The sequence below is a fragment of the Streptomyces triticagri genome (assembly GCF_003429565.1).
Taxonomy (GTDB): Bacteria; Actinomycetota; Actinomycetes; order Streptomycetales; family Streptomycetaceae; genus Streptomyces; species Streptomyces triticagri.
In genome coordinates, this window is record NZ_QUAK01000117.1 from 25,060 (window position 1) to 36,797 (window position 11,738).

General features: G+C 72.2%; 12 protein-coding genes. 8 read left to right on the forward strand and 4 right to left on the reverse strand.

What is annotated here, in order from left to right; genetic code table 11:
• Window positions 1-49: 49 nt before the first annotated feature.
• The 3 genes from DY218_RS21500 to DY218_RS21510 all read right to left on the reverse strand — a co-directional run bounded on the left by DY218_RS21500 (window position 50) and on the right by DY218_RS21510 (window position 2,475).
• Window positions 50-787: an HNH endonuclease gene (locus DY218_RS21500; RefSeq protein WP_128557747.1), complete on the reverse strand. Its 738-nt coding sequence runs from the start codon at window positions 785-787 to the stop codon at window positions 50-52.
• 108 nt (window positions 788-895) lie between these two features.
• Entirely contained in the window at window positions 896-1,291 is a 396-nt protein-coding gene (locus DY218_RS21505; RefSeq protein ID WP_128557759.1) for a very short patch repair endonuclease, read from the reverse strand.
• A gap of 92 nt (window positions 1,292-1,383) precedes the next feature.
• Window positions 1,384-2,475 carry an SEC-C domain-containing protein gene (locus DY218_RS21510; protein ID WP_233521770.1) on the reverse strand — a complete coding sequence of 364 codons (1,092 nt, stop codon included), beginning with the start codon at window positions 2,473-2,475 and terminating at the stop codon, window positions 1,384-1,386.
• 726 nt (window positions 2,476-3,201) lie between these two features.
• On the opposite strand from DY218_RS21510, the gene DY218_RS35330 reads away from it, so the two are divergent.
• The 7 genes from DY218_RS35330 (at window position 3,202) to DY218_RS21545 (ending at window position 9,283) form a co-directional block, all read left to right on the forward strand.
• Window positions 3,202-3,939 carry a class E sortase gene (locus tag DY218_RS35330; protein ID WP_325052013.1) on the forward strand — a complete coding sequence of 246 codons (738 nt, stop codon included), beginning with the start codon at window positions 3,202-3,204 and terminating at the stop codon, window positions 3,937-3,939.
• A 130-nt stretch (window positions 3,940-4,069) separates the two neighbouring features.
• The gene (locus tag DY218_RS21520) at window positions 4,070-4,324 is read left to right on the forward strand and encodes a DUF3311 domain-containing protein (protein ID WP_128557748.1); all 255 of its coding nucleotides are present in this window, start codon (window positions 4,070-4,072) and stop codon (window positions 4,322-4,324) included.
• A complete protein-coding gene (locus tag DY218_RS21525; RefSeq protein WP_128557749.1) occupies window positions 4,321-5,829 on the forward strand; it encodes a sodium:solute symporter family protein in 1,509 nt (502 codons plus the stop codon). The genes DY218_RS21520 and DY218_RS21525 overlap by 4 nt, the downstream gene beginning before the upstream one ends.
• 188 nt (window positions 5,830-6,017) lie before the next feature.
• Window positions 6,018-6,341 (forward strand): DUF6412 domain-containing protein, encoded by a 324-nt coding sequence (locus DY218_RS21530; protein ID WP_128557750.1) that lies wholly within the window; start codon window positions 6,018-6,020, stop codon window positions 6,339-6,341.
• 132 nt (window positions 6,342-6,473) lie between these two features.
• Window positions 6,474-7,307: a YidC/Oxa1 family membrane protein insertase gene (locus DY218_RS21535; RefSeq protein ID WP_128557751.1), complete on the forward strand. Its 834-nt coding sequence runs from the start codon at window positions 6,474-6,476 to the stop codon at window positions 7,305-7,307.
• Window positions 7,308-7,448: 141 nt separating this feature from the next.
• Window positions 7,449-8,306, forward strand: a complete 858-nt coding sequence (locus tag DY218_RS21540) for a fumarylacetoacetate hydrolase family protein (RefSeq protein ID WP_128557752.1) — start codon at window positions 7,449-7,451, stop codon at window positions 8,304-8,306.
• A gap of 257 nt (window positions 8,307-8,563) precedes the next feature.
• The gene (locus DY218_RS21545) at window positions 8,564-9,283 is read left to right on the forward strand and encodes a DUF2470 domain-containing protein (protein WP_128557753.1); all 720 of its coding nucleotides are present in this window, start codon (window positions 8,564-8,566) and stop codon (window positions 9,281-9,283) included.
• A gap of 66 nt (window positions 9,284-9,349) precedes the next feature.
• On the opposite strand, the gene DY218_RS21550 is transcribed toward DY218_RS21545, so the two are convergent.
• On the reverse strand, window positions 9,350-10,438 hold the full coding sequence (locus tag DY218_RS21550; protein WP_128557754.1) for a Gfo/Idh/MocA family oxidoreductase: 1,089 nt from the start codon (window positions 10,436-10,438) through the stop codon (window positions 9,350-9,352).
• A gap of 303 nt (window positions 10,439-10,741) precedes the next feature.
• Between DY218_RS21550 and DY218_RS21555 the strand changes: the two genes are divergently transcribed.
• The coding region (locus DY218_RS21555; RefSeq protein ID WP_128557755.1) for a hypothetical protein at window positions 10,742-11,738 on the forward strand (997 nt) is incomplete at its 3' end.

Here is an 11,738-nt window from a genome sequence, read left to right on the forward strand (position 1 = left end):
GGAATCTTCCCCTGAACTTCGCCGAACTCCCGTGGAGCGACCCGCCCGTCTACCGTCCGAGCTGGTTCATCTCGTCGCGCAGCATGTCTGGTGTACGCCAGGACTCGCCTGGACGGCTTCGGTGGCACATGCGGTGACAGTTCGCGCAGAGCAGCGCGAGGTCACTGAGCCGTGTCTCGCTGGGCCCGGCAATGTGCAGCGGCGTGACGTGGTGGATCTCGATGTAGCCGTCACCGAGGGAGCCGTAGGTGCGTTCGAAATCGAAGCTGCATACCGAGCACCGCAGGGCCTCGCCGCGGCGTCGGGCCGCCTCCATTTTCCGTCGCCGCAACTGGGGGTCACGTTCGCGGTACGTTGCCCATCGGACGAGCAGACGCCCCTCGATGGCGCTGTACAACTCGCGGTCCGCCTCGTCCGCCTGCTGTGGTACGTGGTACAGCTCTCCCGATCCGATGCCAGTGGCGAGAGCGTCAGCAGCGTTGAGCATGTCCGATGGGCGCTGAAGGAATGCGCGAATGGTTCGGCGCGTGGGTTCCCCGCAGCGTGTCCGCTCCCCGCGGTAGTGAGGGTGGTTGGTCGCGAAGTCCGTTGTCTTACGGCTCACACTGCCCGGTGAACGGAACTCTGGCAGCGCTCGCGCCTCGGGCGGGTGGAGCGGCAACGACCGCAGGAGTTCGGAGAGTTCCAGAACTTCACGATCGTCTCGCCGGTACTCACGCCAGTCGTTCCTGACTACGAGCGCGCAGGCCAGTATGAGCTCGTCCTCGGTCCAAGTGGGGCTCTGCATGGCGCATATCGTATGGGTGTTCGCCTCGGGTTGAGGTTGTTCCGCGTGGGGTGGCACGGGCTGCGGTGCCTGTCGGTGGGACACAGGCGGGAGGCCTGGCCGGCAGAGCTATGGTCGCGGTTTGCCTTGCGGCTGCTTCAAGGCCCGGGTCCGGGTGATCGTTGCAGCGATTGTCTGTGGATTCTCGTGCTCCCAGAAGCGGAGTACTGTCCAGCCCGCCGCTTCGAGGTGTTGGGTGGTCTCTCGGTCGCGGGCCGTGTTCCGGTCGAGCTTGGTGCGCCACCACTCGGCGTTCGACTTCGGGCGGGTCGCGTGTTCGGGGCAGCCGTGCCAGAAACAGCCGTCGAGGAACACGGCGATCCGGGTCGGACCGAAGGCGATGTCGATCGTCCGTCGTGGCAGACCGGGCACTGGAACATTGAGCCGGTAGCGCAACCCGTTCGCGTGCAGCAGGCGGCGGACGGCGATCTCGGGGGCGGTGTCGCGCGAGCCCTGTCGGCTCATGCGAGCCGACACGGCGGGCGAGGAGGGTACGGCTTCGGGCACGGGTGCATTGTGCCGGCGGGGCGGTGCGGTGGCGTCCGGCGACCGACCGGTCAGGGGGTCCCACCCCCGTGGCACTCCCCATACCCCACCCCCGACCCGCACCAGCACTCCCCCCGAGGGGGCCAAGGGGTGGCTCGGCCGCGGGAGGCGAGGGTGGTGGTGTATTGGGGGAGGAGGGAAGGGTCCGTGGGGGTGGTGGATTCGGCGGCGGCGAAGGCCTCGTAGGAGGGGACCGTGGCGGTGACGATACCGAGGTTCGGGGTGCCGGAGGCGGCGAGTTCGCGGAGGGCGGACTCTATGGCGGTCAGGTGTTCTTCGTGGGAGGGGTACTCGGACTCCAGGGCGGGGTACGCGGCGAGGAGTTCGGCCAGTTCCATGGACGGCCAGTGCAGGACCGCGACCGGGAAGGGGCGGGAGAGGGCGGCACGGTAGGAGCCCAACTCGGTCTGCAGGCGGGCGATTTCGGCGCGGAGTTCGGCCGGGTTCTCGGAGCCGAGGGACCAGATGCGGTTCGGGTCGTGCAGTTCGTCGAGGGTGACCGGGGCGGTGTGCAGTTCGTCGGCCAGGGCGTCCCAGTCGTCGTGGGCGAGGCCGAGCAGGCGGCGTACGCGGTGGCGGCCGACGAGCAGCGGGCGGGCGTCCTGCGGGACCGGGGCGCCCGGGGTGATCAGGCGGGTGGCGGCCTCGGTGAACGTGTCGTGTGCCGGTTCGAGTTCGTCGTGCGACTCCAGCGCTTCGGCGACGATCACCCAGGGCGCCGGGTCGCGGGGCGTGGCCGAGCGGACGCCGTCGATGATCGCGTGGGCCTCGGCCTCGTGGCCGTACTCCCAGAGGTTCGCGGCCTTCAGGGCGCGGATGAGGAGGGGGTTCGCCGGGGTCCGGGCGAGGAGGTTGTCGTAGAGGGTGGTGGCGCGCTCGCGCTCGCCGGCCAGTTCCAGGTGGGCCGCGGCGTGCAGGTGCAGTTGCTCCGCGTCCTGGGGGTACTGGGTCGCCGTACGCAGGAGGCGCTCGGCGTCCGCGATGTGCTCGGAGGCCGGCTCCGCGGCCGGGTTGTTCTCGGCGGTGCGGTCCGCGGACTGGTCGGCCGTGGGTTCCGTCCCGCCCGTGCGGTCGGCAGGCGTGGCAGGCGTGTCGGGGCGCATGGGGGACACGGTACTGCGCGGGGGTGGGTGGGGTGAGGCGGGGCGGTGAGGGCTGCCGCGGTGGGCGGCCCGTCGGTGCGTCCGGAGGTGGGTCCGGAGGCGCCCCCGGAGGTACCCCTGACTCGGTTGGGGCTTCGGGCGTCCGGCTGTGTCGTGGATGACGCCAGGTCCCGTATGCGTGGTCTTGTACGTCTGGTCGAGTACGTCCCGTCTCGCATGCTTGGTCCCGCGTGCTTGGTCCCGCGTGCTCGGTCCCGCGGGGCCGTTCTCGCGCAGCCGTCTTTCGTCGGGTGGTGGTCTGGTGAGTTGCGGGTGGGGCGCTTATCGTGCGGGCCTGCCGGGGAGCGCGCGCCGGGTGGGTGTTCGGGTACGTGCGCTCTCGTCCGTGGCCGGCCCGCCGCCGTAACGAGGAGGTCTCCCGTGCCGGAGCGTCCACCGCCGGAGGGCGGGGAGTCGTGGGGTGACGTGGAGGCGCGCGGGGATGAGGGGTCGTGGCGGGATGAGGAGCGGCAAGGTCCTGGTCCCACTGCGCGCCGACGTCGCCCCGCCGCAGCCGCGGTCCCGGTGGTCGCCGGACAGAGCGCCGCCCGTGCGGGCCGTGGGGCCGCGTCGTACGCAGGGAGCCGAAGGCGGCGGGCGAGCCGCGGCCCGGCGGGAGGCGGGAGAGGTGCCGGCCGGGCCCGGCGCAGGTCCGGCGGCCGGTCGCGTCCTGCGCAGACCCTGTGGGTGGGTGCGGAGGTGGCGGTGACGGTGGGGGTCGTCCTGTTGCTGCTCGTCGTGCATCAGTTGTGGTGGACGAACCGGGAGGCGCGGGCCGGCGCCGAACAGCAGGTGCGGGCCCTCGAGGAGGAGTGGGGCCGGGGTGACGACCGGGCGGCGGCGCCGCGGGATCCCGGCGGTACGACGGACGTGCCGGACGGTGGTGACCGCGGTGGCGAGGGCGCCCGGGACCGGTCGGCCGGCCGGGGCGAGCGGCCCGCGACCGCCGCCGAGCCGAAGCCCGCGCCGCGCTGGGACCAGGCGTACGCGGTCCTGTCGATCCCGCGCCTCGGCATCCGCGTCCCTGTGGCTGAGGGCATCAGCAAGGCCGGCGTGCTGAACAAGGGGTACGCGGGCCACTATCCGGGGACCGCCCAGCCGGGCCGGCCCGGAAACTTCGCGCTCGCCGGGCACCGGAACACCCACGGCGAACCGTTCCGCCACATCAACCGGCTCCGCGCGGGAGACCGTCTGACGGTGGAGACCAAGGGCGCCACGTACGGCTATGTCGTCGACCGGACGCTGCCGGAGACGCTGCCCGGGGACGGCGGCGTGATCGCGGAGGTGCCGCGCAGTTCGGTGCGGAAGGGCGCCGGCTACGACGCGCCGGGGTACTTCATCACGCTGACCACCTGTACGCCGGAGTACACGTCCAAGTACCGCCTGGTGGTGTGGGGCAAGTTGAAGAAGGTGGAGCCCCGGTGAGGGACGGGCGTCGGACGGACCGGGCGCCGGACAGAGCGGTGCCGGACGGACGGGCGTAGAACCGGCGTCCGAAGAGGCGGCGTCCGGACCCCCGCCCGGCCCGCGGCAACCGGAGGTCTACGCTCCGTCCGTGCGTTCTCGTCCTCATCTCCTCTGGCTCCTGGTGCCGTTCGTGCTCTACATCGGGGCACTGCCGTTCGTGAACCGGGTGGAGCCCGTGATCGCCGGGCTCCCGTTCCTGTTCGTCTGGCTGCTCGGCGCGACCGTGCTCACGGTGGTCGCCGCCTGGCTCACCTGGCGGGGCGACCGCCACCACCGGGAGGCCATGGCAGCCGCCGAGCAGGAGTACGGGCAGGAGCACGGCCCCGTGGACGGCGCCCGGTGAACGCCGCCGTCGCCACCTCCGTCTTCGCCGTCTTCATGGTGGCCACCGTGGCCCTCGGTCTGTACGCGGTCCGTGGCCGCGGCGGGCAGGGCGGGCTCGCCGAGTGGTCGGTCGGCGGCCGCAGCCTGGGCGCGGTCTTCATCTGGGTCCTGATGGCCGGCGAGAGCTACACGAGTTTCAGCTATCTGGGTGCCGCGGGCTGGGGCTACAACTACGGAGCTCCCGTCCTCTACGTCGTCGCGTACATGTCCTGCGGCTACGCGGTCGGCTATGTCGTCGGGCCGATGCTCTGGGCGTACGCACGCAAGCACGACCTGGTCGGGATCACCGACATGGTCGCGCACCGCTACGACCGCCGCTGGCTCGGCGCCGCCGTCGCGATCCTGGCGACCGTCTTCCTGCTGCCGTACATCCAGCTGCAGATCACCGGCATGGGTGTGGTCGTGTCGACGATCTCGTACGGCACGATCAGCCTCAACTGGGGCTATTTCATTGCTTTCGCGGTCACTACGGGCTTCGTCGTGGTGAGCGGACTACGTGGCAGCGCCTGGGTCTCGGTCCTCAAGGACGTGCTGGTCATCGGCACGCTCGGCTTCCTCGCGGTGTACGTGCCGCTGCACTACTTCGACGGCTACGGACCCTTCCTCGACCGGCTCGTCGCCGAGAAGAGCGACTGGCTGACGCTGCCGGGGCACGGCGGGGACGGCGAGGGCGGCAGCGGGCTGGGCACGGCCTGGTTCGCCACCACCTCCGTGCTCAACGCGCTCACCGTGGTCATCTTCCCGACCACCGTGGCCGGTTACCTGGGCGCCAGGAACGCCGACGCCCTGCGCCGCAACGCGATCTGGCTGCCCGCGTACAACGTCCTGCTCTTCGTGCCGATGCTGCTCGGCATGGCCGCGCTGTTCGTGGTGCCGGGCCTGGTCGGTGCGGATTCGAATCTTGCGCTCTTCCGTCTCGTGGTCGACTCGCTGCCGGCCTGGGCGGTTGGCGTGATCGGCGTGGCGGCGGCGCTCTCGTCGGTCGTGCCGATGGCGGTGTTCATGCTGGTGATCGGGACGATGTGGGGGCGCAGCGTGCTGTCCCTCGTGCCGTCGCTGCGCCCCGGGCGCCGGCAGAAGGCGGCGTCGCAGCTGGTGGTCGTGGTGGCGGGCACGCTGGCCCTGATCATGACCTACGCGGTGCCCAACACCCTCGTACGCCTGTCCCTCATCTCGTACGAGGGGATGGCCCAGCTGCTGCCGATGGTGCTGCTCGGGCTGCTGTGGCGGCGGCTCTCGCTGACCGCCGCGGTGAGCGGTCTGGTGGTCGGCGTGGTGCTGGTGTGCGCACTCGTCTTCACCGAGCGCGATCCGGTGTACGGGATCAATGCCGGTCTGCTCGCCCTCGTGGTCAATCTCGTGGTGACGCTGGTGGTGGCGTACGTCCGGCCGGCCCGCAGGTCCGGGGAACCGGGCGGGGACGCGCGGCCGGACGCGGAGGTGCTGGCGAGCGCGGCGGTGTGACGGATTCGCTGCGGGGGACGGGAACTTCTGTCCTGCCTGAGACGTCACCTCATGTGAACGAAGAGCAGTCCGATAGCGCATAGCAGTCCGATGCAGTCCGATGCATTCGGAGCAGGCCGAGGCGTCGCGGCCCGTGGCACGGCGGGCCATCGACGACTCACGACGACTCACGACGGAGGAGGGGGAGCATGATCGGCCGGATCACCGCACTGCGCACCTCCGCCTTCGCGTTCCTGCTGCTCGCCCAGGTGCTGCTGCTCGACTCCGGCGCACTCTCCGCCGTCGTGGCGCTCGCCGCCACCGCCGCCGCGTCCACCGCCTCCGCCGGTGCCGCACTCGTCGTGTGCGCGGTCGTCGCCGCGCGCCGGATGCCGGCGGCCCGCCCGGCCCGGGTGCGTACGGCGATACGGGACCGGGAGCGGCGGACCGCCTTCCTGCCCCAGCGCGACCCCGACGCCGCCGGGCGAATACGCCCACGCGCACCGGGCCGTCCCGTCCCGACGGCCGCGTAACGGGCGGGGTGCTGACCCCGACCGCACCTCTCGTGCTCACCACCTGACGCAGGCCGTCATGCCGATGCCCGCACCCGTCCGGGATGCGCGCACTCATCCGGTACGACGAGACGACCCCTCGGAGGGGCCTTCATGCCTGCTGTCCTCACGCCCTTGGCTTCCGCCGCTGCCGCGGCCACGACTCCCGTTTCGACTCTTGCCTCGCCGTTCACGAGCTTCTTCGGTGGCTTCGCCGACCTGGTCGCACGCCTGGCCGACGGCCTCGAGCCCGTCTTCCACGGTTCGGCCACCGCTGCCGCGATCGTGCTGTTCACCATGGCGGTGCGCCTCGCCGTGCACCCGCTGTCCAGGGCCGCGGCCCGGGGTCAGAAGGAGCGCGCCAGGCTCGGCCCGCAGCTGGCCGAGCTGCGCAAGAAGCACGCGAAGAATCCGGAGCGCCTGCAGAAGGCGGTCCTCGAACTGCACACCAAGGAGAAGGTGTCGCCGCTCTCCGGCTGCCTGCCGAGCCTGTTCCAGCTGCCCGCCTTCTTCCTGACGTACCACGTCTTCTCCAGCTCCGAGCTGGGCGGCGGACCCAATGTGCTGCTCGGCCACACCCTGGGCGCGGCGCAGCTCGGCGGCCGCTGGCACGACGCACTCGGGGACGGGGGAGTGTTCGGTGACGCGGGGCTCGTCTACCTGGCGCTCTTCGTGCTCGTCGCCGTCGTCGCGACGGTCAACTACCGGCGGGCCAAGCGCCAGACGGCCGACCTCGGGGCGGGTGCGTCCGAGATGCCGGGGATGGGGGCGATGGCCAAGGTGCTGCCGCTGTTCTCGTTCATGACCCTGGTGTCGGTGGCGGTGGTGCCGCTCGCCGCCGCGCTCTACATCGTCACCAGCACCGTGTGGAGCTCGGTGGAGCGGGCGCTCCTGTACCGGGACATGCCGTCCGCGACGGCCGCCGCGCCCGCGGGCTCGGCCGCCTGACGCGAGGGACGCCGGTCCGTCTGTGTGGTCCGTCATGTGAACGGGGTCTTGCGGAGTGGATGGCGACCTTGGAGGATCGAACAATCCTCCGATGGCCGTCACCCATCGGCCCGTTCAGTGGTTGACCTGGGGAGATGACTGATGAAGCTGTTGCGAGTCGGAACCGCGGGTGCCGAGCGCCCGGCGCTGCTCGATGCCGAGGGAACCCTCCGTGACCTGTCGGGACTCGTCTCCGACATCGACGGAGACCTGCTCGCCGATTCCGCCGCGCTCGACCGCATCCGGGAGGCCGCGGCCGCCGGCACGCTGCCGGAGCTCGACGCCGCGGGCCTGCGCACGGGCCCGCCGCTCGGCCGGATCGGCAAGGTGGTGTGCATCGGTCTGAACTATCACGACCACGCGCGCGAGACCGGCGCCGAGATTCCCGCCGAGCCGATCGTCTTCTTCAAGGCGGCGGACACGGTGGTCGGCCCCGACGACACCGTCCTCGTACCGAGGAAGTCGCAGAAGACCGACTGGGAGGTGGAGCTGGCCGTCGTCATCGGGCGCACGGCCCGCTACCTCGACTCGGCCGACGAGGCGCTCGGCCATGTCGCCGGGTACGCGGTGGCGAACGACGTCTCGGAGCGTGAGTTCCAGATCGAGCGCGGCGGCACCTGGGACAAGGGCAAGAACTGCGAGACGTTCAATCCGCTCGGCCCCTGGCTGGTCACCGCCGACGAGGCCGGCGACCCGCAGGACCTGGCCCTGAAGCTGTGGGTCAACGGCGAGTTGAAGCAGGACGGCAGCACCGCCGATCAGATCTTCCCGGTGGGTGAAGTGGTGCGCTATGTCAGCCAGTTCATGACCCTGTACCCGGGCGACGTGATCAATACGGGCACCCCGGCGGGCGTCGCGATGGGGCACCCGGAGCCCAAGCCGTATCTGCGGGCGGGCGATGTCGTCGAGCTGGAGATCGAGGGGCTCGGGCGGCAGCGGCAGGAGTTCAAGGACGCGTAGCGCGTCCGGGACGCGCAGGTCGGGGCGCGGAGAGGGATTCACCGAGGGCCGGGTCGCAGCGCGCGACCCGGCCCTCGGGCTGTGGACGTCGCTCGGGCTGTGGACGCCGCTCGGGCTGCGAAGTCCCTCGGGCTGTGAAAGTTGCGTGCTCGGCGGTATCGAACGGCTGAAGTAAGGTTAGCCTTACCTTGCTTTGGGGGAGGTGTTCTGTGCGCCTGCCCCGTACTTCCCTCAACTCCGTCCCGCGAGGAGCCATCTTGGGTGCCGCCGCAGACCTCGACCCGCCCGCCGAACTGACCGCACCGGAACGCGTCCGGTCCGTGCTCGCGCAGGCGGTCTCCCTCTCGCTCGGCACCGACAGCCAGGACTACGACCTCATCGGCATGCACACCGTCGGGCCCGAGGGGCGGATCACCCTGCATCCGGATCCGGACACCCCGCTCGCGCTTCAGGTCGCCGCCGCGCCCCGGGTCGGACTCGGTGCCGTACTCGAGTTCACCGACATCTCCGCGACGCCGCTGCGCGACCGGGTGCGCGCCCGGGTCACGTTGATCGGCCGGCTCAGGGCCGTGGCGGCCGCCGGCGAACTGACCTTCGACGTGGACCTCGTGACGCTGAGTACCGCCGAAGGTGTCCAGGACGTAGACCCGGCCGAACTGGCCCGCACCGCCCCCGACCCGCTGGCGGTCGAGGAGGCGGCGATGCTGACGCACCTCGCCGAGGCGCACGAGGACATGGTCGCGGGCCTGTTCGCGCTCGGCGGTTCCCGTCTCCCGCACGGAGTGCTGCGCACCCTGCCGCTCGCCCTCGACCGGCACGGCATCACCCTGCGCTGCGAGTACCGCGAGGGCCACTGCGATCTGCGCCTGCCGTTCCCGGACACCGCCCGGGACGCGGTCGAGGCCGGCGAGCAGGTCCGCCGCCTGCTCGCCGTACCGATCTGCCCGCACCGGCGGCATTCGTCGACTCGCCCCTGAGAGCTGCCGGATGCCGCCGGTCAAAGGTGCCGGAAGCCGCCGGTCGAAGGTGTCGGCGGGCACCGGTCAGAGCGTGACGACGACCCCGTCCGAGGCCGAGCGGCGGGCCGCCTCCAGTACGTCTAGGGCGGCCGCGGCCTCGGCAGCCGGGACCGGATTCGGCCCACCGTCGAGGAGCGCCGCGGCGATCGCGGAGTAGTACGCCGGATAGTCGCCCGGCAGGGTCCGTACGGGAGTGCCGCCGCCGGTCAGCGGGGACTCGCCGGCACCGAGCCGGCCCCACAGCGCCTCCGGTTCCTCGCCCCACTCCGGGGTGCCGGCACCGGGGCGCACGCCCTCGCGCAGCGCCGCCTCCTGCGGGTCGAGGCCGTACTTGACGTAACCGGCGGACGAACCCAGGACCCGGAAACGCGGGCCGAGTTGTGCCGTGGTGGCGGACACGTACAGATGGGACCGCACGCCGCTGCGGTGGGTGACCGCGATGAACGTGTCGTCGTCGGCCTGCGCGCCCGGCCGGCGTACGTCGGACTCGGCGTACACGGAGGCGGCGGGGCCGAAGAGCGTGAGCGCCTGGTCGACGACATGGCTGCCCAGGTCGTAGAGCAGGCCGCCGATCTCCTCGGGTGCGCCCGATTCGCGCCAGCCGCCCTTGAGGGCGGGCCGCCAGCGTTCGTAGCGGGACTCGAAGCGCTGCACCTCGCCGAGTTCGCCCGCGGCGAGGAGCGACTGCAGGGTGCGGAAATCGTTGTCCCAGCGCCGGTTCTGGAAGACCGAGAGCAGCAGGCCCTGCTTCTCCGCGAGGTGGGCGAGGGCCCGGGCCTCGGCCGCGGTGCCGGCGACCGGCTTGTCCACGACCACGGGCAGGCCGGCCTCGAGGGCCGCGGTCGCGAGCGGTACGTGCGTCTTGTTCGGTGAGGCGATCACCACCAGGTCCAGTTCGCCGGCCCGGTCCCACAGGGCGTCCGGCGAGTCCGCGAAGCGGATGCCGTCGCCGAACTCGGCGCGGGCCTGTGCCTGCCGCTCGGGGTTCGAGGTGACGACCGTGTCGAGCGTGAGCCCCTCGGTGGCCGCCACCAGGGGCGCGTGGAAGACGGAGCCGGCGAGTCCGTAGCCGACGAGGGCCACGCGGAGCGGGGCGGTGCGGGAGGTGGTCATGCGCCGAACCTAAGCAATGGCCCCGCCGGAGTGCAAAGCACACCGGTGCCCGCCGGGTGGCCCGCCGCGTCGCCCGTCCGGGCGGGCCACCGTGCGCCGATCGGAGGAATTCGGCGTCTTGTCCGCTCAACTGCCCTGTGGGGTACGGGGGATCGCCGGAGCCGCGTGGCAGGGTCACGGCACGTCGGCGGCGGACCGCCGCGGCCGACGGGTCCCCGCCGTCCCCGGGGGCGCCCGATTTCCTGACCCGTGCTGTCCCGCACCTGCTCGATCCCGTACGCGACCCGTAGAGGCTGTCCCCCCATGCGAACGCGCCGTGCCCCGCTTCTCGCTGCCGCCTTCCTTGCCGCGCTGGCCAGTTCCGGCGCGGTGCCGGCCGCGGCCCACGTACCCGCCGCCCCGCCGGCCGCCGTGCGCCCGCCGACCTGCGCCACGGGCGAGGGCCGTACGCCCGAACCCGCCGAGAGCGTGCCGTTCCCGGTGCGCGCCAGGATCCTGGACGGGCCGGACCGCTACCGCCCCGGCGACGCCCCCGCGAAGTGGCGGATCGAGCTGGCCAACACCACGGACCGGCCCTGTGCCCGCATCCACCCGGTCGTCGTCCTGGTGGACCGTGCGCGGACCCTGACCGCCGACGACGTACGACTCGAGTTCCGCGACCCGGAGGGGAAGTGGCTTCCGGTGCAGATCGAGCACACCGACCGGGACGAGAACGTCGGCGTCCTCGAGGACGGATCCGCGCCCGGTGAGGGTTTCCCGGGCTTCGTGGTCGCGCCCCGCGACACACTCCCCGTCGAACTGCGGCTCTCCTTCGCGGCCGGCGCTCGGCCCGACCCGCGTGCGGACGCGGTGGCGGCGAAGGTGGCCCTGGTCCAGCGGCGTGACGACGACGGGGACTGGGTGGGCGAGTCCGGTGCGTACACATTCGCGCTCGACCGTCCGGCGCGCGGCCAGGCCTCCCCGCCGGGGCGCGACCCGCAGGCCAGCCCCCGGGAGACCGCGAACCCCGACGCCTCCGGGCGGCGCCCGGGGACCGACCCGGAGCCGGACACGGAGACGAGCCCCGGATCGGGCCGCGCCCCGGGCACCGGCGACGCTCCCACCACGGGCGAAGCACCCACCACGGACGACCCCGGGCATCCCGACGCACCCCGCGGCGGCCCCGCCCGGCTGGCCGAGACCGGCGAGGCGGGCGCTGCCGGCGAACGCGACGCCCTGGCCCGGCTCGCCGCGATCGAGCGGAAGAAGGAGGCCGAGGCCAAGCGCAAGGCCGAGGAGCTGGCCAGGAAGCAGGCCGCGG

Coding starts and splice junctions, on each gene's coding strand:
- DY218_RS21500 (WP_128557747.1), bottom strand. CDS start 787: ATGCAGAGCCCCACTTGGACCGAGGACGAGCTCATACTGGCCTGCGCG.
- DY218_RS21505 (WP_128557759.1), bottom strand. CDS start 1,291: ATGAGCCGACAGGGCTCGCGCGACACCGCCCCCGAGATCGCCGTCCGC.
- DY218_RS21510 (WP_233521770.1), bottom strand. CDS start 2,475: ATGCGCCCCGACACGCCTGCCACGCCTGCCGACCGCACGGGCGGGACG.
- DY218_RS21530 (WP_128557750.1), top strand. CDS start 6,018: ATGATCGGCCGGATCACCGCACTGCGCACCTCCGCCTTCGCGTTCCTG.
- DY218_RS21535 (WP_128557751.1), top strand. CDS start 6,474: ATGCCTGCTGTCCTCACGCCCTTGGCTTCCGCCGCTGCCGCGGCCACG.
- DY218_RS21540 (WP_128557752.1), top strand. CDS start 7,449: ATGAAGCTGTTGCGAGTCGGAACCGCGGGTGCCGAGCGCCCGGCGCTG.
- DY218_RS21550 (WP_128557754.1), bottom strand. CDS start 10,438: ATGACCACCTCCCGCACCGCCCCGCTCCGCGTGGCCCTCGTCGGCTAC.